The organism is Enterococcus sp. 12F9_DIV0723, assembly GCF_002174375.1.
GTDB classification, from domain to species: Bacteria; Bacillota; Bacilli; order Lactobacillales; family Enterococcaceae; genus Enterococcus_A; species Enterococcus_A gilvus.
This window is the reverse complement of sequence record NZ_NIBK01000002.1, coordinates 727,726-747,707: the sequence shown is the minus strand read 5'-3', so window position 1 is coordinate 747,707 and position 19,982 is coordinate 727,726. Positions and strand designations below refer to the sequence as shown.

21 protein-coding genes are annotated in these 19,982 nt (G+C 43.6%); 16 read left to right on the top strand and 5 right to left on the bottom strand.

Annotated elements, in window-relative coordinates; translation table 11 throughout:
* The first annotated feature begins 26 nt into the window (after positions 1–26).
* The 4 genes from A5868_RS16615 to A5868_RS16600 all read left to right on the top strand — a co-directional run bounded on the left by A5868_RS16615 (position 27) and on the right by A5868_RS16600 (position 3,470).
* Complete coding sequence (locus A5868_RS16615) at positions 27–293, top strand: hypothetical protein (protein WP_010779179.1); 267 nt, start codon at positions 27–29, stop codon at positions 291–293.
* A gap of 17 nt (positions 294–310) precedes the next feature.
* Positions 311–1,063, top strand: coding sequence for a class II aldolase/adducin family protein (locus tag A5868_RS16610; protein ID WP_086304996.1), 753 nt, complete (start codon positions 311–313; stop codon positions 1,061–1,063).
* A gap of 436 nt (positions 1,064–1,499) precedes the next feature.
* Positions 1,500–2,252 (top strand): DeoR/GlpR family DNA-binding transcription regulator, encoded by a 753-nt coding sequence (locus tag A5868_RS16605; protein WP_010779181.1) that lies wholly within the window; start codon positions 1,500–1,502, stop codon positions 2,250–2,252.
* Between the two features lie 210 nt (positions 2,253–2,462).
* A complete protein-coding gene (locus tag A5868_RS16600) occupies positions 2,463–3,470 on the top strand; it encodes a DUF2922 family protein (protein WP_086304994.1) in 1,008 nt (335 codons plus the stop codon).
* 139 nt (positions 3,471–3,609) lie between these two features.
* Here A5868_RS16600 and A5868_RS16595 read toward each other — a convergent pair whose 3' ends face one another.
* From A5868_RS16595 to A5868_RS16585, 3 genes are all read right to left on the bottom strand, one after another.
* Positions 3,610–5,070 (bottom strand): PTS galactitol transporter subunit IIC, encoded by a 1,461-nt coding sequence (locus A5868_RS16595; protein WP_086304992.1) that lies wholly within the window; start codon positions 5,068–5,070, stop codon positions 3,610–3,612.
* A gap of 118 nt (positions 5,071–5,188) precedes the next feature.
* On the bottom strand, positions 5,189–5,491 hold the full coding sequence (locus A5868_RS16590; RefSeq protein ID WP_010779184.1) for a PTS sugar transporter subunit IIB: 303 nt from the start codon (positions 5,489–5,491) through the stop codon (positions 5,189–5,191).
* 39 nt (positions 5,492–5,530) lie between these two features.
* On the bottom strand, positions 5,531–6,022 hold the full coding sequence (locus A5868_RS16585) for a PTS sugar transporter subunit IIA (RefSeq protein ID WP_086304990.1): 492 nt from the start codon (positions 6,020–6,022) through the stop codon (positions 5,531–5,533).
* A 156-nt stretch (positions 6,023–6,178) separates the two neighbouring features.
* Between A5868_RS16585 and A5868_RS16580 the strand changes: the two genes are divergently transcribed.
* From A5868_RS16580 to A5868_RS16555, 6 genes are all read left to right on the top strand, one after another.
* A complete protein-coding gene (locus A5868_RS16580) occupies positions 6,179–6,958 on the top strand; it encodes a DeoR/GlpR family DNA-binding transcription regulator (RefSeq protein WP_086304988.1) in 780 nt (259 codons plus the stop codon).
* Positions 6,959–6,993: 35 nt separating this feature from the next.
* Positions 6,994–7,422 (top strand): galactose-6-phosphate isomerase subunit LacA, encoded by a 429-nt coding sequence (gene lacA / locus A5868_RS16575; RefSeq protein WP_086304986.1) that lies wholly within the window; start codon positions 6,994–6,996, stop codon positions 7,420–7,422.
* Positions 7,423–7,448: 26 nt separating this feature from the next.
* Positions 7,449–7,964 (top strand): galactose-6-phosphate isomerase subunit LacB, encoded by a 516-nt coding sequence (gene lacB / locus A5868_RS16570; protein WP_086304984.1) that lies wholly within the window; start codon positions 7,449–7,451, stop codon positions 7,962–7,964.
* Positions 7,965–7,976: 12 nt separating this feature from the next.
* Entirely contained in the window at positions 7,977–8,951 is a 975-nt protein-coding gene (gene lacC / locus A5868_RS16565; RefSeq protein ID WP_086304982.1) for a tagatose-6-phosphate kinase, read from the top strand.
* Positions 8,914–9,897: a tagatose-bisphosphate aldolase gene (gene lacD / locus A5868_RS16560; protein WP_086304980.1), complete on the top strand. Its 984-nt coding sequence runs from the start codon at positions 8,914–8,916 to the stop codon at positions 9,895–9,897. Before lacC ends, lacD begins: the two co-directional genes overlap by 38 nt.
* Before the next feature lie 115 nt (positions 9,898–10,012).
* Positions 10,013–10,864: an SDR family oxidoreductase gene (locus tag A5868_RS16555; RefSeq protein WP_086304978.1), complete on the top strand. Its 852-nt coding sequence runs from the start codon at positions 10,013–10,015 to the stop codon at positions 10,862–10,864.
* Between the two features lie 52 nt (positions 10,865–10,916).
* Here A5868_RS16555 and A5868_RS19435 read toward each other — a convergent pair whose 3' ends face one another.
* Together A5868_RS19435 and A5868_RS19430 are read right to left on the bottom strand one after the other, a co-directional pair.
* On the bottom strand, positions 10,917–12,041 hold the full coding sequence (locus A5868_RS19435) for a BglG family transcription antiterminator (protein WP_254908339.1): 1,125 nt from the start codon (positions 12,039–12,041) through the stop codon (positions 10,917–10,919).
* 89 nt (positions 12,042–12,130) lie between these two features.
* The gene (locus A5868_RS19430; protein WP_254908338.1) at positions 12,131–12,835 is read right to left on the bottom strand and encodes a BglG family transcription antiterminator; all 705 of its coding nucleotides are present in this window, start codon (positions 12,833–12,835) and stop codon (positions 12,131–12,133) included.
* Positions 12,836–12,965: 130 nt separating this feature from the next.
* On the opposite strand from A5868_RS19430, the gene A5868_RS16545 reads away from it, so the two are divergent.
* From A5868_RS16545 to A5868_RS16520, 6 genes are all read left to right on the top strand, one after another.
* Entirely contained in the window at positions 12,966–13,298 is a 333-nt protein-coding gene (locus A5868_RS16545) for a PTS sugar transporter subunit IIB (protein ID WP_217808907.1), read from the top strand.
* Positions 13,299–13,321: 23 nt separating this feature from the next.
* Positions 13,322–14,551, top strand: a complete 1,230-nt coding sequence (locus tag A5868_RS16540) for a PTS sugar transporter subunit IIC (protein WP_086304976.1) — start codon at positions 13,322–13,324, stop codon at positions 14,549–14,551.
* A gap of 29 nt (positions 14,552–14,580) precedes the next feature.
* Entirely contained in the window at positions 14,581–14,943 is a 363-nt protein-coding gene (locus A5868_RS16535; protein WP_086304973.1) for a PTS lactose/cellobiose transporter subunit IIA, read from the top strand.
* Positions 14,936–16,372 carry a glycoside hydrolase family 1 protein gene (locus tag A5868_RS16530; RefSeq protein ID WP_086304971.1) on the top strand — a complete coding sequence of 479 codons (1,437 nt, stop codon included), beginning with the start codon at positions 14,936–14,938 and terminating at the stop codon, positions 16,370–16,372. Before A5868_RS16535 ends, A5868_RS16530 begins: the two co-directional genes overlap by 8 nt.
* A 351-nt stretch (positions 16,373–16,723) precedes the next feature.
* A complete protein-coding gene (locus tag A5868_RS16525) occupies positions 16,724–17,104 on the top strand; it encodes a hypothetical protein (RefSeq protein ID WP_086304969.1) in 381 nt (126 codons plus the stop codon).
* 589 nt (positions 17,105–17,693) lie between these two features.
* Entirely contained in the window at positions 17,694–19,979 is a 2,286-nt protein-coding gene (locus A5868_RS16520; RefSeq protein ID WP_086304967.1) for a hypothetical protein, read from the top strand.
* Positions 19,980–19,982: the final 3 nt, after the last annotated feature.

The window sequence follows — 19,982 nt, the reverse complement described above, 5'->3', positions numbered from 1 at the left end:
GAAGAATGAAAGGGTAGGTAAAGTGAATGACTAACAAAGAAGAAAATAAAGAAAAAACAAAATGGCTACTCATTTTATTTCTTGCGATCATCAGCTTTATCGTAGCCTTCATGACCCAGCAACTGGTGTTCAATATTGTCGCTATCGGGCTATCAATCTGTGTTTATAAATATGGCAATCCAATACTTTTCAAGGAATATGATGCACGCAGAAAGAAAAAATATGAAGAAGCGATGCAAGTAAGGAATGCTGCACAAGAAGCAATTACTAGTAAAAAACTATTTAAAAAATAAAAAAGGTGGTCTCGACTATGTCAGATGGACGAATGATTTTTGAGAGAGAGCGTGAAGATTTGGCGCGTATCGTCAAATTAATTTTTGCGCGAAAGAATACTAACGTTGCTGGGGGAAACTTTTCATTTAAAACAACAGATCGAAATGGAAAAGAATATATAATTATGACTCCAACAATGATGTCAGAAGCTTACTTAGGAGAAGTTTCATCAGCGCAAATTCTAGTCGTAGAACCGCACACGCGAAAAGTTATTGATGGCGTTGGGAATCTAACGAGGGAAATCAATTTGCATGAAGCGGTTTATGACACGAATCCTGAAATCAAAGCGGTACTACACGCTCACGCACCGAACGCAATGTTTTGGGCAACGTCTGGTTTAGATATGCCGAATTTAACAGAAGCTACACAAAAAATCGGATACGTGCCAGTGCTTGACTTCGAACCGAATTGCTCACCGGAGCTTGCCGAATTAGTCTCTAATTATATGAAAAAAGAAGAATTAGCGCTTCCTAACATGTTGTTGCTGAACAGTCATGGGGTATTGATCAGCGCACCAGGAGAAACAGGAATAGAAGCAATTCATAAAGCGCTGCAAATTCTTGATACAGCAGAATGGAACGCTGAGATTGCCTATAAACAAACGATTTTCCAATCCTTAGGCCTACTAGATGGATACTATTCAAAAGGCAAACAAGTTGGCACATTAGAAGACTTGAAGGCTCATGCACCTATCTACAATCGTCAAGAGATATTTGCGGGTGGGGATTAACATTAAAATAGAGACTAGAGCTTATCAGCTCTGGTCTTTTTTTAATGATAAATTCCTTGCTAGTTGGCCTTGATAAATTAATATATAAGGTTGAGAGCCATTCTTTTTGCCATGCTTGATATTCTAAAGATTTCTGAAATTGATTCACGAAAAAAGAATCTAAAATTAGTAAGGATATATCAGGTTTTATTCGTTATAATAGTGCATAATAACGTATAAAAGAATCGGTATGATTAAATTCCAACCACTCACCAAAGAACAAACGCGGATTTCGTCTATTTTGTTGTTCTTTCTACCCATTCCAGTCAGTGATGGAGTTGGTTTCATAGCAAGCTTACTGGAAGCGAAAAACCGATTATTTTATTAGGTATCGAGTAGGGTACGAATCGTACATTTTTTTAAATTCGATAAGTTAAGTAGGAAAAGAGGCACTGATATGTTAAAAGAGGATCGATTTCAAGCAATCATGTCATTATTAGAGACGAGCGGAACTGTTCGGGTCAGCGATATTATGGAAAAATTGTCGGTTTCTGATATGACTGTGCGGCGTGATTTAGATGAATTAGAAAAACAGGGGCTATTGGAACGAGTTCATGGCGGGGCCAAACTGAAGGATTTTTATCGTCATGTAGAGCTTTCTCATACGGAAAAGCAAATCATGCTGCAAGAGGAAAAGCAGCGGATCGTGAAAAAAGCCAATGAGTTGATCAATGATGGGGATACGATTTTTCTTGGTCCGGGCACAACGATCGAGCTGTTATCGGAAATCATTACGGCGGATTCGTTACGGATCGTTACGAATTGTTTGCCGGTGTTTGAAGAGCTGAATAAGCATAAGGGCAACCGAAAAACGTATTTATTGGGCGGTGAGATGCGGGAAACGACGCAGTGCTTCGTTGGTGAAATTACGAATAAATCATTGAATGATATGAATTTCCATAAGGCATTTTTTAGCTGCAATGCGTTAAATGAACAAAAAATCATGACCTCTACTTTTGAAGAAGGGCAAACGCAGCAGATTGCTCTTAATAATTCGATCGAGCGTTTCTTATTGATCGATAGTTCAAAGATCGGTAAACGGGATTTTTCTGTTTATTATAGTTTGAACGACGTCACAGCGGTGATCACAGATAAAGATGAACAGAAGCATTATGAGAAGATCGAAAAAGAAGAGAAATACCTTGTCTAAGTTTGTTGAACAATCCTAAGCTGGAGGCTTTATAATAAGCCTTCAGTTCTTTTATGTCTTCAAAAATAGCGAATTCCACGAACATTTACCCATTTTGAATATTTTCGATAAAAAGATAGAGTTATTTTTAGCGAAATTATGAGGTAAAATAGAGGGGTAGATTTTTTCGTAAATCATAAATCGTGTGCGAACAAGAAGGAGAGGAAACATATGCCAACCAAGCCAGTGACTCAACGAACCCTTTTTACCATGGGGAAGGACAATCTCGAAAAACGTATTCTAAAATCTTACGAGGATTCGCAAGATGCGGATACCGTTCTTCAGTATCTCGTCGCTGTGCTGATTCGTCATTGTTTGTGTGTCAGTGACTTTTCTGGTATTTGTCGCGATCTTGTTAGAGAGATCCTGCTAGCTTCAGAGCCGACAGAGGTGTTGCGTAAATTGGCACCTCTTTTTCATGATGCCTTCAAAGGCGGCAAAGAGTGGGAGCAAGTGATTCATCGCCTGTATAAAAATAAAAAAGAGTATCACCGATATAACAATCGTTTGAGTGACTGTAAGAAATATTTGTTTGATCAAACAACGCCAGTTGAGGATTTGATGGGGCAGCAGTATAAAATTGTTTCAACATTTGAGGATGCTGTTGGGAAGAGTCACACATGGAGTTTAAGGGATGTCGATCCGAATTTATCTACGATGAAATTGGACGCGGTAATGGAGCTGTTATCTTCTTTAACGATTTTTGAAAAAGAGGATATTCGACGGTTTGTGAAGCTGGAAAACGCGGAGATCGCTAATTGTACGCGTCAAGTATTGGTGAAAAAGGGGGAGCACGTGTCAGCGTCTGCCCAAATCGCAGTTGTTCCAGCAGAACAGGCGGAAATGACCTTACATGGAATGAGCGAAGAGGAGAGAGTGGCATTTGTTGCTAGTCTGTTACCTGAAGGGGTCATTTTGACAGACACCCGCGAGTCTGAGGGGCAGGACACAGAAGTCATAGACGAAGTAATTTCAGAGGATTCGCACCAAGCTGTGGCCTCGGCGGAAAAGACAGCAGCGCCCGCTGGATCGGTGCAATCAAAGGAAAGCAGTAATCAATCTGATCCCCAAAAGCAATCGACGTCCACAGAGAAAGAGACTCTCGGACAGCCAGAAAAGAAAAACGGGACTAAAAAGAAGGGAAAGAAAAAGGACCGTAAACGAAAGCGCAGAAAATAGTGTTAAATTGTCTTCCTTGAGATAGGAAAAACATTTCTTTTTCAGGGGTTATTTAGCTTACCCTAAACGAGAATAATGAAATAGCCGTTGAATTCTTTTTTAGAATTCAACGGCTTCTTTTGCGTGATGCAACCTTTTTCTATTTTGCTTCCGCAGCGTAGGCGACGTTGCCTTTTGCAGCGGCTGGTGCAGCTTTTTGTTCTTTTTCCGCAGCATAAGCGGCATTACGTTTCTTCATTTGGCGTGCGTACCAGATAAAGATCAATAGATAAGCAGCTAATGCCAATGCAGCATAGATGACAAATTCGATTTGTCCTTGCGAAGCGTTACCAACTAAGTAGCCCAAGAATTTTTCGATGGGACCTTCCATTGTTGTATGAGAGATCAAGGCAGAGTCGCTCAATCCAGCAGGGAAAGCACCAACGGCTTTTGCTGTTTGAGTAACGAATGGAGCGATCAATGTACCTGACCACAAGAACAGCGGCAATTCGATGGCGCCGATAACGATCATACGGATCAATTTTCCGCGGGTCACGACCAACAAGGCTGGAGTGACACCCATTGCGATGATCCCGCCTAAAGGCAATAATTTGTTTCCTGGTAAAATGATCGCTTCTAATAACATGATCGGTGCTAATACGTTTGCGGCAGCCCAAATTTCTGCGCGGCCGGCTAAGAAAGGCCAGTCCAAACCAATGTTGATCGTGCGACCTTTAAGACGTTTGTTGGCAAAGTCTGTGATTCCTTGAGAGAGTGGTTCGACCGCGGCGATAAACCATGCGCCGATCAAAGAGAACAACTCTAAACAGACGGCAGCAGTAAAGGCCAATGAAAAGATTTGTGTAGGAGTTTGTCCGGCTAACAGCCCAACGAAGATCCCTAAGTAAATCCCGATCGCAAATTTAGATCCCCAGAAGCCGATCTTGCTGTTCAATTTGGCAGCATCGAAATCGTACTTGTCTAACCAAGGGAAAACTTTGTCAAAAATTTTATCAAAGACCATGATGACTGGATTCATCATGTAGTTCATGTGCGTCGTGGTCATCGGGTTGCTGTCCGGTGCATTCAACAGGTCATTGAAGGTTGGTTTCATCAAGTCGGAGTTCCAAATTTTCAACACACCGATGAAGATGACTAAAACAGTCGCAACGAACAAGTTCGCGCCAGAGAAGATAGCGAACAATCCTACGATCGCTAAATGCCAAATATCAAAAATGTCGACATCCAACGTGTTGGTTTTTTTCATCGCCAACATGATGATGTTGACCACGACCATTACTAATAAGAAGTAAAGGGTGTAGGGTGAGCCCCAAGTGATCGTTGCTAATGGCGCCCAGCCGACATCTGTGATGTTTAATGAAATTCCTGTACGTTCAACAAAAGCGGTCATTGCGTCTGAGAAGGCCGTCGTTAAAATACCAATAATAGCTCCGATACCGGTCAAAGCGATCCCTAATTTGATCCCGCCTTCTAGGGCACGGGTAGGTTTTACTTTGAAGAATAAAGCGATAACAGTCAATACGATGGTCATTAATGGTGCCGCCCCTAAGTTGATTAGAGGAGTAAATAGTTGATTGGCGATATCAATAATTGTACTCATTAGCTTTTCCTTTCTTGGTGCTGACTAAATGAATTTTTTTGATTTCTCTGAGTCTGACTTTACGAATGAGCAGCGGCTCTTATAAGAGGCCTCATTCATTCGTAAAGTCTGTCATTTTTTATTTGTTTAAAGATTGGATAGCGCTTTCCATATTTTCGTAAACAGGTTCAGCCATTGCCGGGATACGATAGAGGATGGCACCTGCATCGATGATCGGGATGTTCACATTGAATCCTAAGTCAGTATTGGCGATCTGCGCAAAAATATCGTAGTTAGAAAGCATTTCTTCATTGATGTCTTTGATCATGACCGCGTCACAAGTTACTTGGTAGCCGCGATTGCTCAATTCGGTTTCTAAAGCGCTCTTGATTTGATGACTTGAATTTACCCCTGCGCCACATGCTGCTAAAATTTTGATCATTCGTATTCTCTCCTTAAAAGATTATTTTTTCTCCTGCACTTAGGCAGAAACTTCCATAGTAAAGTGTTTCTCTAAAAACTGATAAATGTCCTCGGTGTTTTCAAGTTCGAAAAACGAACAAAGGTCCTTTTTATCCACTGAATTAATGAAATCCATGATGTCTGCCAGCATTCCTGCTTGGGCTTCCCCATTTTCATTCAAGATCATAAACAGAAAATGAACGGAAATTTGATCACTGGGCGAAATCATATTATGAAACGTAATCGCCTGTTTCAATTTGATCGGAATGATTCGCGTGGTTCGCACATAGTCACTTTCCGTATGGGGAATCGCGATATCTGGCAACAGCTCCGATACAGGGGATAGGTCTAAGCCTGTCGGGTAATTTCGTTCGCGTTCTAATAAACTTCCCAAGAAATCATCAGTAACCAATTTTTTGCTTAATAGATCTAAGTAAACTTCTTCAAAAACTTCTTCTTGTGTGGCCTTTCCCGAAACGTAGGTCGTTTCTTTGAAAAAAAGCTTTTTCAAACAGAACAGCTCCTCTCTAAGTTTGTTTGTGTTTGTTTATATGTTGAGTATAATCGCTTACATCGCCTTTGTCAACATAAAACAAAAATAAATAAACATATTTGTGTTGATTAATGTTTGATAATGTTTTATTATAAGTGTGTGGAGGGACAACATATGCTGAAAACGGAGCGTCAACAATCAATCTTGGCTATGTGCGATCGCTATGGGACGATCACCGTGAAGTTTATTCAAGAGGTATTAGCTGTTTCTGATATGACGATTCGACGGGATCTCGAGGAGCTTTCGCAGAAGAAACAACTGCTGCGGATTCACGGTGGGGCACAACGAATCAACAGTCTGGAAGAAGATCGACTTTCTTCTATAGAAACAAATGAACTTTCCCATAACGAAAAGAAAAAGCTGCATACCGAGGAGAAGGAATACATCGCCAAGCATGCGGCCGCGTATATCAACAAAGAGGATGACACGATCTTTCTCGGATCGGGAACCACGATTGAGTTGATGACGCAATATATAGAACCGTCTTCATTGCGGATCGTGACGAATAGTTTGCCGGTTTTTAACCTATTAAGTGAAGCAAACAGGTTTGAATTGTATTTGATCGGCGGACTCTATCGAGAAAAGACAGGGGCCTTTGTTGGATCGATCGCGAATGAGGCTGTCCAGAAAATCGGAATCAAAAAGGCGTTTGTCGGGGTCAATGGACTAAAGGGCACGGAGGTTTCCAATTTCAGTATTGAGGAAGGGACCTTGCAGAAAATAGTTCTAGACAATGCCGCCGTTAAATGTTTGGTTTCCGATGCCAACAAATTTGATCGCAGTGATTTTTACAATTTTTATGACCTGCGAAAGATCGATGCACTATTTACGGATGCTACTCTTTCAGCCGAGCTGAAGAGTTATTATCAACAATACACAGAGATCATTCAATAACAAATGATTGAAACAATCATAAGGAGGAAATAGCAATGCGTGTAGTAATTGGTTCAGACAGTGATGGCATGAGATTGAAAGAAGTGATCAAGAAAGACTTGATCGACAAGGGAATAACCGTAGTAGACAAAAGTGAGACCGCTTCGGAGGATTTCGTTGAATCGACGTTGGCGGTGGCTAACGATTTGAACGAAAACGAAGGAAGTCTGGGGGTAGCGATCGATGGCTACGGCGCCGGCAGCTTTATCACGGCAGTGAAGGTCAAAGGGATGGTGGCCGCGGAAGTTTCTGATGAACGCAGCGCTTATATGACCCGCGAGCACAATAATTCTCGCATGATCACACTTGGTTCAGAGATCGTCGGAGATGAATTGGCCTTAAATATCGTTCGAGAATTTCTTCAAGCGAATTACGATGGCGGCCGTCATCAAGTTCGGGTAGATATGCTGAATAAAATGGCGTAATAAAAAAACGAGAAGGGATGAATAAAATGAAAATCGCAATTGGCTGTGACCACATCGTCACAGATACAAAAATGGCTGTATCAGATTTCTTAAAATCAAAAGGACATGAAGTGTTGGATATGGGGACGTATGATTTCACACGGACGCATTACCCGATCTATGGAAAAAAAGTTGGCGAAGCTGTGACCAGCGGTGAAGCAGACCTCGGTGTTTGTCTATGTGGGACAGGTGTCGGCATCAACAACGCCGTCAACAAAGTACCCGGCGTGCGCAGTGCGCTGGTTCGAGACATGACGACCGCGATTTATTCAAAAGAACAGTTGAACGCCAATGTGATCGGTTTCGGTGCTCGAATCACAGGGGAATTCTTGATCTGTGATATTTTAGAGGCCTTTATTAACGCGGAATATCAAGAAACCGAAGAAAACAAAAAATTGATCGCTAAAATCGATCACGTGGAAAAAGCCAGTGACGGCCAGTCCGATCCGCATTTCTTTGATGAATTCATCGAAAAATGGGATCGCGGCGAGTACCACGATTAAGAGGGCGATGGCATGATTTTAACCATTACGATGAATCCCTCGATCGATATTTCCTATCCGTTGACGACATTTCAATTGGATACGGTCAACCGCGTGACGAATGTTCGCAAAACTGCTGGCGGAAAAGGGCTGAATGTGACGCGGATCTTAAAGCAATTAGACACTGAGGTGGTTGCTAGCGGGTTGATCGGCGGATTTCTTGGAGAAGAAATCAAAAAAAACCTGGACGAAAACCAGATTCCCCATGACTTTCAACCAATCAGCGGTGAAACACGAAATTGTATCGCGGTGCTGCATGAAGGCAAGCAGACGGAGATTCTAGAGAGCGGCCCAGTAATTTCACCGAAGGAAGCAACGCAATTCTTGCAGCATTTTCAACAATTAGCAGAAAAAGCCGATATTCTCTCCATTTCAGGCAGCTTGCCAGCCGGTCTGCCTGTGGACTTTTATAGTCAAATGCTGACGGTTTGTAAAGAGAAGCCAGTCATATTGGATTGCTCGGGAGACGCGCTGAAGGCAGTATTGAAAGGGAAAGTGAAGCCGAAGCTGATCAAACCCAACACAGAAGAACTGGCGGATTTGTTAGGCAGAAAAGTTTCTTCCAATCTTGACGAGCTGATGGCTGCATTGAAGGAACCTCTTTTTGAAGGCATTGAGTGGATTGTGGTCTCAATGGGGGCGCAAGGGGCTTTTGCGAAGCACTTTGACACCTTTTACCGGGTGACGATCCCTAAAATCGAGGTAGTGAATCCAGTCGGGTCAGGCGATGCCACGGTTGCAGGATTGACCGCTGCGATTGAAGCGGGGCTGTCGGATGAGGCTATTTTAACGCAAGGCAATGTCTTAGGAATGCTAAATGCACAGGAAGCGACAACAGGGCGTGTTGCATTGGCGCATTATCAAAAACTAGCAGACAAAATTCAGGTAGAGAAAGTAGGAGGAACTGGAAATGAACGAAAAAAATCACTATATCAAACAACTGTGTAATGAAGACGGCGTGATCGGCGCGTTGGCGATTGATCAACGAGGCGCATTGAAAAAAATGATCACTAAATTTAAAGGCAGTGAAGCCGAGGACGCGGAGATCATCGCGTTTAAAGAAATCGTTTCTTCACAATTGACGAAGTATGCGTCTTCTATTTTGCTGGACCCTGAATATGGGTTGCCAGCAGCGGATGTTCGGGCAGAAAATGCCGGTCTAATATTGGCTTACGAAAAAACTGGCTACGATGCCTCTACACCGGGTCGTTTACCCGATTTATTGTCCATTTGGTCTGTCAAACGTCTTAAAGAAGCGGGGGCGGACGCTTGCAAGTTCCTGCTTTACTACGATGTCGATGAAGCTGAAGAAATCAACAATCAAAAACACGCGTTTATTGAACGGATCGGCTCTGAATGCCAAGCGGAAAATCTGCCTTTCTTCCTGGAATTAGTATCTTATGACGCAACGATCGCTGATGCGTCCTCCAAGGAATATGCCATCAAAAAACCGCATAAGGTCATCGAGATGATGAAGGAATTTTCCGATCCTCGCTACGGCGTCGATGTACTGAAGGTAGAAGTCCCCGTGAATATGAACTTTGTCAAAGGCTATGCCAGCGGAGAAGTGATCCATACGAAAGCGGAGGCAGCAAACTTCTTCAAAGAACAATCTGAGGCAACCGACTTGCCTTTCATTTTCTTGAGTGCCGGCGTGAAAGCAGAACTTTTCCAAGAGACGCTGCGCTTTGCAAAAGAGGCAGGCTCTACCTTTAATGGCGTGCTTTGCGGTCGTGCGACTTGGGCAGATGGTGTGGAAAGCTACATCACTGAAGGAAAAGAAGCAACGATTGCTTGGATGAACACCCAAGGACGTAAAAACATCGAAGAATTGAATGCCGTATTGAAAGAAACTGCGACCCCCGTTGCTGAATTGGCAGCGACACTATCGTAAAAAAAGGGAGACTATGGGCTGTAAATGGCTCATAGTCTCTTTTTCGCATAGATATCCGCTAAAAATGATACAATGAAATGTAAGGGCATACAAAATAAGAAAGTGAGGGAATACGATGATTTTAGTCACTTCAGCAGCAGGAAATACTGGGCGCGTGATGGTGAAAAAGCTGGTAGAAGCGGGTCTGGATGTATTGGCGGCAGATATCAATCCAAAAGTAAACGAATTACCGGGAATCAAGAAGGCGATGGTAGGTGATTTGACAGACCTTTCCTATATTGATGCACTGATGGAGGAGGCGACGATGGTGGTGCATATCCCACCGCTCTTCTCAGCACAAGAAGCGTTGATCGGTCAGCGGATGGTAGACAAGGCGATCCAGCACAAGATTCAGCATTTTGTCTTCATTTCAGTGACCCATCCGATCCTCACCAGCTTGCTGCAGCATACGGCAAAACGAGATGTAGAAGAATATTTGATCTACAAAGGCATGGAAAAACAATGTTCGTATACGATCCTGCAGCCGATGCATTATATGCACAACTTCAATCCGAAGATGGTAGGAGAGACAGGGGAGTATCAGATATTTTACGACGTGGACAGTAAAATCAGCTATGTCGCGACGGAGGATGTAGGCGAGGTCGTGGTCAAGGTATTGACCGATCCAGCGAAACACGACAAGGCGACCTATGAATTGGTCGGCACAGAAGCCTATTCACCAAAGGAATTAGTCCAAACCTTCAATCAGATCACTGGGAAAAACGCAACAGCCGTTTATATGGAGGTAGAAGAATTTTTGGATCAGATTCATGCAACAGATCTCTATTTCAGAGAGGGCTTCAAACAATTGGCGTATTCCTATTCGACTTGGGGCCTCGATGGCAATACCAATGTGTTAGAGTGGCTGTTAGGTCATGAACCAACGAGCTTTACCGATTACGTGAAGAAAAAAATGAATGAAGACTAGTAGAAAGGCTGAGACGAACACGCGTCTCAGCCTTTTTTGCAGTCAATGCCACTCATCGTATCGTGACGAAGCATTGGGAAAGTTTCTCCACAAAGGTTTCAAAGGAATCTAACTGACTCAAGCGATGGACATTTTGCTCGTCCGTACAGATCATCGCCAGGTCATCGAAAATCTCTCGGAAAATATGACGGTTGTGGTAATTGATCGAAATCAGAAAGACCAAGGTGACGAGTTGTTCGCCCCATTGAATCCCATCCGGTGCAACGACGATAAAGATTCCTGTCTGGTGGGCATCCATCGTTAACGTGTGGGGCAGCGCTACAGGCCCAAAAGCAGTGGAGGAGAGTGCTTCACGTTCCATGATTTGTGTGAAAAAATCCGTGTCTACAAAACCGTCCTGCTGCATTTGCTGACAGATGCGCTTCAAAAGAGCCGTACTTGTGGTCTTCTTCTTCAAATGGAGAAAATGGTCGCTATTGACGAGAGACAAGAGATTTTTGCTGAATTGTTCCTCTCGTTTTTTTTCTTTGATGTCAAAGATTTTTTCGGAGACGTGCTGCCGATCCTCTAAGGTGAAGAAGGGGTTGATCATGACATAGGGAGTAGTGGTCACTTGCTTCAATTTTACGGCTGAAATAATTAGCTCGGTCGACACGTGCCGTAATTCTTTTTCATTCGTCAAGATGTTTTTGATGTCCAAGTCGTCGCCAAAATGCTTCTGCAATTTTTCCATGACTTGGATGTTCATATTGTAATAGAGAGGCACCAGCAGCGCACAATTGATCTTGGTGGTGCGCTGTTTTTGCACTTCTAAGGCATAGCCTAAGTGAAAGGCGATATAGGCGATCTCGTCTTCGTTGATCGTCTGATCGAGTTCTTTTTGAATAATATGTGAGACTTGAACGGCGCAATCGTAGATCAGGGGGCACTCTTTTTTCAAAGTCTCGGTCATCGGGTTTCTACAGGAATACCCGTTGTCTAAACGGAACAACAGGTTTTTGATATGGAGCGTAAAACGGATCAGAAATTCTGGTTCGTTGTTATCAATAAAGTAGATTTCTGAGACCTTGGCTAAGATCGTCGACACGAGATCAATGCAGCGTTGATCGGCGACTTCAGCTAATTCTTCTTTCGAGATTTGGGTAAAATTGACATTCGTCCCGTTGGCGGAGATCAATAAAGCCAGATCCCGAATTTCCTCCTGCGGAAAGTGCAGGTCATAATGAACGGCCAGTTTGCCGGCGATGTCTTCAGCAATCTGATTGATCAGCGGCGGGACCGAGCTGGGGGCAGATGCTCTGCTCCAGAAAATTGAAAATTGCTTTTCATACGGTCGATTGAAATCGCCAAATGAATAATGATATTGGTCAGGGCATAATCGTTGGTGAAAAAATTGTAGTTCGCGAAAATCTCAGCCACGATCTCCTTGATGTAATCCAAATCAAAATCCGTAAAGCTCTCCTGCAGCTTTGAGATGTCGACAAAGTTTTGGTCCAATTCAGAAAGCAAAATCGTATGGATCAGTTGGCGTTTGGCTTTTTCAGTGCCGATCAAACGTAGAGAATCGTTGGATTGCACCAGCTCAAGAGACTGTTCTGCACATTTCTTCTTCACTTTCTTGATGTCCTTCATTAGCGTCGACTCGCTGACGTACAATTCTGCGACTAAGTCTTCGATGGAAAGCGCCTCTTCTGCGGCCGTCAGTTTTAACAGGAGATAGGCGACCCGTTCCGCGGGTGTCTCAGGGATGCCCACTTGGATGCCTTCTTGGACGGCCTTCAAACGAAGAGTGTCCACGCGATAGCCTTTGTTGGAGGAAAGAATCAATCCAGGCTCATTTTGCTGAATCTCAGAAATATAGGATTTAATGGTTCGTTTGGATAGGGAAAACTTCTCAGCCAACTGACTTGAGGGCGTCCACGTTTCCTGTTCGTTCAAATAGCGCAAAAAGGGTAAATATTTAACCTTCAAAAGAAAACCTCCTTCACCGCTGCGGTGCAAATAAATAGTTGTTTCACCGTGGGGATTTTCCTATAGTATACCTATAGATGGTAGCGCTATCAACAAAGCTTTTTAGAAACAAACAGCAAGGAAAACATGAATGGAAATGGGAGGAATCAACGTGGAAAAGTTAAATGTACTACTAGTGTGCGGGTCTGGGGCAAGCTCAGGGTTTATGGCGGCGAATATTAGAAAGGCGGCGTCAGCGAAGGGCATTGAGTTGAAGATCACGGCACGAGGCGAAAGTGAGATCGAAAACTATATTGACGAGATCGATGCCTTGATGGTGGGGCCGCATTTAGCCTACATCTTAGACGAGGTGGAGGAATTTGTTGGGGATGCGCCAGTGAAGGTCATTTTGATGAAGCCGGAATACTATGCGACGTTGGATGGCGAACAAGCGTTGACGCATTTGTTGGAAGAGATGGGCTAGTTCTACAATAGGAGGGTATAAAAATGAATTCTTTGATCCATTGGCTAGAAACAAGCTTTACCCCAAGGATGAACAAAATCAACAACAATGTTTGGATCGTGACATTGAAGGATTCCATCATGCAGGCACTGCCGTTGATTTTCTTAGGGTCGATCTTTTGTATGTTGGCGATATTGAACGACTACTTCCCTTGGCTGCCGAATTTCTGGACGCCATTTGGGTGGACGATGGGGATGATCTCGTTAGTGATCTCTTTCTTGATCCCCTTTAACTTAATGGAAAAGAAACGGTTGCGGAAGCAGCGGATCAACGCGGGGATGGCAGGCATTATTTTATTTCTGATCATTATTACTCCGCAGGTCATCACGGATGGGCAACCGGGGTTCAACCACAGCGCATTAGGCGCTGGCGGGATGTTCGTGGCCATCGTGGCAGGGCTGTTTGCCGGCTTCGTGCTGAATCTATTCGGAAAATTCTCTTTCTTTAGTGAGGAATCCGTGATCCCGGATTTTGTACGCTCGTGGTTTGACGCGATGCTGCCGATCGGGATCGTGGTCGTTGTTGGATGGGTCGTTGTCGATATCGTCGGGTTCGATGTGTACAATTTTGTGTTGGCGCTCTTCATGCCGCTGCAAAATATCGTCGAAACGCCGTGGGGCTTCTCTTTGATGCTGTTTGTGGTGTGCTTCCTTTATTCGCTGGGCATCTCGACGTGGGTATTGACGCCGGTATTGAATCCCGTTTTATTGGCGGCGATCCAAGCGAACATTGACGGAACGGCGACAAATCTAGTGACGGACCCAACGATTTACTCTGCGTATCTGTGGATTGGCGGGATCGGCTGTACGATGCCGTTGGTCTTCATGCTGATGCGCTCCAAATCGAAAAAATTAAAAGCGCTGGGGACGGCATCGGTGGCACCGACTGTGTTTAATATCAATGAACCGATCGTGTTTGGCTGCATTGCGTGGAATCCGCTGTTGATGATTCCGATGTGGCTGCAGGGCATTATTTTACCGCTGATTGTTTGGCTGCTGACTAAGGTGATCGCGTTTGCGCCGATCCCGATGGAGATGTTCCAGATGTGGTACTGTCCGTTTCCGATCGCTACGTGGCTGACAACCCGCTCGGTGTCCGGCTTATTATTGATGGTGTTGATTTTCGTGGTGGCTTCTGCGATTTGGTACCCGTTCTTTAAGGCCTACGAAAAGCAGGAGATGGAAAAAGAGGCAGAGGCTGTGAAAAAGGCCTAAGTTAAATTTGGAAGAAGGGTTGATAAAGAATGAACGAGCAGACAGTTCAAGACGCGATGCAGATCATCTTGCGCGCTGGCGATGCGCGGAAATATTGTATGGAAGCATTAAAGGCGATCGAGACCAGTGATTTTGAGACCGCAGAGAAAAAAATGGTTTTAGCAAACGAAGAGATCGTGCAGGCGCACCATATCCAGACGGATGCGATCACGGCAGAAACTTCCGGCGAGGAAGGTCATTATTCGGTGCTCTTTGCCCATGCGCAGGATACGCTCATGACGATCTATAGTGAATTGAATATTGCCAAACGCATGCTGGCTATTTTTAAAACCTACGATCAGCGAATCCAACAGATCGAACAGCAGATACAAGGGGGAAGCGAAGATGAATAAAGCGCCAAAGGGTTTTCCAAAGGACTTTCTATGGGGCGGTGCGATCGCAGCAAATCAGGCAGAAGGAGCTTGGGATGTGGACGGCAAAGGCTGGTGTGTGGCGGACATCAATGAATTTCGTGACGATGTCGCCTTAGAGAAAAAATCAAACATGGAAACGACGATCGCCTATGTGAAAGACGCGATGGCTAGCGAGGATCGGATCTTTCCCAAACGATGGGGCATCGATTTTTACCATACGTATCAGGATGACCTGAAATTGCTGGCGGAATTAGGCTTAAAAACCTTCCGTACCTCGATCAACTGGTCGCGGATTTTTCCAAACGGCGACGAAACAGAACCCAATGAGGCGGGCTTGAAATTTTATGACGATCTCTTTGATGCCATCTTGGAAAATGGGATGGAGCCGATGATCACGATGTCTCACTACGAGATTCCGCTTCATTTGACGACAGCATACAAGGGCTGGTATTCACGGGAAGTCATTGATTTCTTTGTTCGCTATGGTCAGGTGATCTTAGATCGTTACCATACTAAAGTTAAAAAATGGATCGTGGTCAATCAGATCAATTTGATCATCCATGAATCGTTCAACCACTTAGGGATCGGAGAGGATGTCGTAGACGATTTGCTGTCTGCGAAATACCAAGGCGTTCATAATGAGATGGTCGCAAGCGCTCTGATTACGAAATACGCCCATGAAAATTATCCAGACAACGAGATCGGGATGATGCTGTGCAGCGGACCTTCCTATGCCGCAACCTGTAAGGCGGAGGATGTGTTGGCGACCGTCAAGCTCAATCAAATGGAATATTTTTACGCGGATGTTTTGCTGCGGGGGTATTATCCAGGCTACGCCTTCCGTTATTTTGAAGACAAGGGAATCACGGTCGTCTTTGGAGAGGGCGACGAAGAAGCACTGAAGCATACGGCAGATTTCATGTCCTTCTCTTATTATTATACGCAGATCTGCGATGAGGATTCTTACGCGAAGGACTTAGGACCCCATCGCAACAAGGAGCTCGACGCGAACCCCTGGGGCTGGACGATCGATCCCGTTGGCCTGCGGATCGCATTGAACGAGTTTTATGATCGCTACCAATGCCCGATCTATATCACCGAAAACGGCATCGGCTATTTCGATAAGCTGGAAGAAGGGGCGATCCACGATTCCTATCGCATCGACTATTACCGCGACCACTTGAAGGCGATGAAAGAAGCCATCAAAGACGGCGTAGACCTGCGGGGGTATTATGCTTGGGGTCCGATCGATATTATTAGCTGCTCTTCTAGCGAGATGAGCAAACGGTACGGCTTCATTTATGTGGACCTGGATGATTATGGAAAAGGCAGCGGAAAACGATTGAAGAAAGACAGCTTCGCTTGGTACCAGCAGGTGATCCAAAGCAACGGCGACTCGCTGAACTGATTATTTAAGAGAACTTAACGAGGAGACTCGTTAAGTTTTTTTGTTTCCAACTCCATCTGAAATATGTTGAAAAATGTTTATTATTTACGGATTTGAAAGCAGAATGATTTACTGTAGAAAAGGCATAAAAGCTTCCTAGCAGCACTTAAGGATAGTGGGCTAAGGGCAGTATGAACCAAACGATAACTAGAAAAATGGAAATAAAGGCTATAAACGTATTCGTATAATCGAAACATAAGTATATTTATATCTGCGATAAAATAATTATTTGCATTATAACGATAACTATATTAATATTAAAACAATAGAAAATATCATTTATTTGTATTTTGCAAATGGGGGTTTTTAGCAATGGATGGAACAACTGAGGAACAGGATAAAATTCGCCGAGCGACGTTGATGATCTCGCTCATACTGCTGCTAGTTAGCTGCGTAAGTTTTTTTCTTTACCAATATGCCTATCAGACCAGATTGAATGTGACAGTTACCAGTAAAAAACTACTTCCAGAAACTGAAAAGGTGAAAAAGAATTCAGTGAAGTCCTCTAAGAAACCCGACGAAGACCAAACGGTGACAAATAAGCAAACAACAAATGAAGGGATCAAGGAACTGGAGCAAGACCCGTTAAAGCAATTGCCGGAGACAGCCAACGATCCTTTGCAAAAGAAAAGAGCAGTGATCCCTTCTTCGAAAATTTTTAAGTTAGGGGATACGACGGAATATCTGCCGTAAGCTTTACGGACGATTATCGCTTCAGCTTTTCTAAAGGACAAGAAAATTTAAATAACGAATAAAGTGAAAAAATACGGATTATCCTATGAGGATAAACGCTCAACGCACTAAGAAATGATTGTTCATTTCTTAGTGCGTTGAGTTTTTTTATGGGTTTAAAAACGATATTTCGCTAAGGAGCTGAAACAAAAAGCAATAAATTAAATAACGACTGTTTTTATTTCGATGAAAAGAAATGAAAACGTTTGTATTAAAGAATACTATTAATAAAACGCAAAAACTTATACATTTTACAGTTAGAATTTGATTTGATAAAGGTTTTTTACTTATTTATAGAAAGAAAATTCTAATAAGAGTGACTATTTTATTATTATTTCGGAAAATAAAATTTTGAAAGCACTTCATATGCATCGATAAAGAACATAATGTTCTATAACTGAATAAAAACCCCGTAGCTATCCTGTTTGAACATATTATTTGTGTTATTCACGAGCATATAATAATATTAAATTAACGAATAAAGCTCATTAAGAAAGAGTCATTCTAAAATAATAAAAAAGAAATGAAGTTGAAGGGGGTGGGTGAATTCATGGTATTTGTTAAAAAAGCAACTGGGATCGTCCTTGTGTCTCTGTTATTTATTTGCAACGGCAGCTCGCTAGTAGGCGTTCATGCAGAAGGAACGCCAGAAGGATCGAACCATAATGAAACAACAGCTTCTAATGAACAAAGCTTAAAGACGCTTACCAGTTCTGATGAATTTTTAGAGGACCTGTCCGCGGATGATGACGCTACCAAAAAAACGACCACGTCTACGGAGGCGTCAGCGACCACCGAGTCTGCAGCTGCAAAAAATGAATCGGGAGAGGAGCAGGAGGCAACTGCTTACAGTTCTGAAGCGACAGAGGCATCGACGGAAGAAACGACAGGTTCTTCTGTTGAACAGGCGGAGACTTTCGCAATTGGTGTACAGGCAGCGGGCGAAGGAACAGCAGAAAGCCCGCGTATCGTCGAAAATGAAAGTGAATTAAAAACAGCGATCGAAGTGGATAAGGTCAGTCATATAAAGCTGGCTCCTGCAAGCGAGCCTAATCAAGTGTTTGCTCTCACAAGCAGTGGCAGGATCGGAATCACAAATGACATGACGATCGATGGCAACGGACGAACGGTCTCCTATACGTCTTCACGAGCATTTGAAGTGAATACGGCGGGGATCTACGTGACATTTAAAAATATCACTTTCGGTTCAACCGATTTTACTGTTCCTGCAGACGAATATTATGGCTTTTGCCGAATTTATGGACGAACGAATGTCACGTTGGAAGTTGAGAATGTGAACTATTATTCGAACAGAGGGGCGCAGCCTTTCTTTAATCGAAACACTGGCGGAAAAATTATTTTTTCAGGAACCAACGAATTCATAGTCAGTAATGGTACTTCGGCACAAGAATTTTCGGAGGCGAACAGCTATCTTTTTAGAAAGGATAGTCAGACAACGGTGCGCCACAGCACAGGTTACGCTCGTGCGGTCAGAGCGAATGGCGAACTTATTTTTGAATTAGAAGAAAACGCGCAGGTTGATTTTACGACCAACTCGCCTGATTTTGCTGAAATATCAGCAGACGGTGCAAGGTTCACCGTAGGAAAAAACGCCAATTTAAAAATCAATGGGGAGACGGAGTTTTCCAATAATAACAGTCGAGATGTTTCCTTTGACATCCAAGATCAGGCAAACGTGGCAATGACCTTTGGAAATGCGATCAATATCAGCAGCGATTCCACAATCAAAGTAGGGAAAGGGGCAACGCTCGATTTGAAATCGACGAATGACAGCAGGATTTTTCGCAGTACCATCCCGCCGGAAAACTTTGTCGTGGACAATGCCCTTCGAATGACCTTCAATGTGTCGGGTACTAGAAATGGCGAGCCGTTAAATACCGGTTTTACATTCAGTGACTTTATGGAGGATGTTACAAGCTATGGGATCACAGCGAGTGGCGAGCCGATCGCGAGTACGGTCCAAGCAAGGGACAAGATTACTTCGAATGGCACAAATCTTACATTGTCGAACGCTTCTACTCGAGCGGACTTTACCACAGAGGAAAAAACCGCGATCCGAGGAGCGACCAGCATGATTTTCCAACGACTGCCGAACCCGTCGGTCGTGTTGAATGTGAGAAGTGTCATCAGAGATACGACGGCGACGTTTACTATAAGCGACTACCTCTCAAATAGCAATGCAATAACAAAGGCTATTTTTCGTGTGTACGACAAGGAAAAATCTCCAGATGATTTAAAGCAGGACAGTGATCCGGATTTGGTGGAGGAAAAGACACTCGCAAGCGACGCTCTTACGTCGAAACTCGAATTTACCGATTTGGATGCTGAAACAGATTATTGGCTGTATGTTCAATTAAAAACCAATTTTGATTCCACGGATAGTGAGTGGTACAGCGTGCCATTTGTCACAAAATCCAGTCTGTTGTCCGTGTCGATCCCAACGTCGATGTTTTTCACGACGGAGATGGACGAGTCAGGCAATTTGTATGTGCAATCACCTAGCTATGCCGTAAAAAATAACAGTGCTTATTTTGTCGATGTGTCAATGGCAAGCTTTGAAGAGGAAAGCAATGGAAATGTTGAACTGGTGGACGGTCCTCAAACAAACAATACGAAAGATCTTTGGTTGGAGCTGACTAGAAACAGGGAGCAACTGACGACACTAAAAACGGACCTATCCAATGTTCCCATCAGTAAATTGGATACAGATGAACGCAGCGAGCTCCGATTCGCCGGTGAGTATTACGGACCGGGGGGAAGAGAGGTCAACGTGGCCTATAAAATGACATTGAAATTTGAAAGAGCGGAGGATTAACGC

What these genes read in the sequence shown, in the direction of transcription:
- A5868_RS16615 (WP_010779179.1), top strand. Translation starts at nt 27, where the DNA reads ATGACTAACAAAGAAGAAAATAAAGAAAAAACAAAATGGCTACTCATT.
- A5868_RS16610 (WP_086304996.1), top strand. Translation starts at nt 311, where the DNA reads ATGTCAGATGGACGAATGATTTTTGAGAGAGAGCGTGAAGATTTGGCG.
- A5868_RS16605 (WP_010779181.1), top strand. Translation starts at nt 1,500, where the DNA reads ATGTTAAAAGAGGATCGATTTCAAGCAATCATGTCATTATTAGAGACG.
- A5868_RS16600 (WP_086304994.1), top strand. Translation starts at nt 2,463, where the DNA reads ATGCCAACCAAGCCAGTGACTCAACGAACCCTTTTTACCATGGGGAAG.
- A5868_RS16595 (WP_086304992.1), bottom strand. Translation starts at nt 5,070, where the DNA reads ATGAGTACAATTATTGATATCGCCAATCAACTATTTACTCCTCTAATC.
- A5868_RS16590 (WP_010779184.1), bottom strand. Translation starts at nt 5,491, where the DNA reads ATGATCAAAATTTTAGCAGCATGTGGCGCAGGGGTAAATTCAAGTCAT.
- A5868_RS16580 (WP_086304988.1), top strand. Translation starts at nt 6,179, where the DNA reads ATGCTGAAAACGGAGCGTCAACAATCAATCTTGGCTATGTGCGATCGC.
- lacA (WP_086304986.1), top strand. Translation starts at nt 6,994, where the DNA reads ATGCGTGTAGTAATTGGTTCAGACAGTGATGGCATGAGATTGAAAGAA.
- lacB (WP_086304984.1), top strand. Translation starts at nt 7,449, where the DNA reads ATGAAAATCGCAATTGGCTGTGACCACATCGTCACAGATACAAAAATG.
- lacC (WP_086304982.1), top strand. Translation starts at nt 7,977, where the DNA reads ATGATTTTAACCATTACGATGAATCCCTCGATCGATATTTCCTATCCG.
- lacD (WP_086304980.1), top strand. Translation starts at nt 8,914, where the DNA reads ATGAACGAAAAAAATCACTATATCAAACAACTGTGTAATGAAGACGGC.
- A5868_RS16555 (WP_086304978.1), top strand. Translation starts at nt 10,013, where the DNA reads ATGATTTTAGTCACTTCAGCAGCAGGAAATACTGGGCGCGTGATGGTG.
- A5868_RS16545 (WP_217808907.1), top strand. Translation starts at nt 12,966, where the DNA reads ATGGAAATGGGAGGAATCAACGTGGAAAAGTTAAATGTACTACTAGTG.
- A5868_RS16540 (WP_086304976.1), top strand. Translation starts at nt 13,322, where the DNA reads ATGAATTCTTTGATCCATTGGCTAGAAACAAGCTTTACCCCAAGGATG.
- A5868_RS16535 (WP_086304973.1), top strand. Translation starts at nt 14,581, where the DNA reads ATGAACGAGCAGACAGTTCAAGACGCGATGCAGATCATCTTGCGCGCT.
- A5868_RS16530 (WP_086304971.1), top strand. Translation starts at nt 14,936, where the DNA reads ATGAATAAAGCGCCAAAGGGTTTTCCAAAGGACTTTCTATGGGGCGGT.
- A5868_RS16525 (WP_086304969.1), top strand. Translation starts at nt 16,724, where the DNA reads ATGGATGGAACAACTGAGGAACAGGATAAAATTCGCCGAGCGACGTTG.
- A5868_RS16520 (WP_086304967.1), top strand. Translation starts at nt 17,694, where the DNA reads ATGGTATTTGTTAAAAAAGCAACTGGGATCGTCCTTGTGTCTCTGTTA.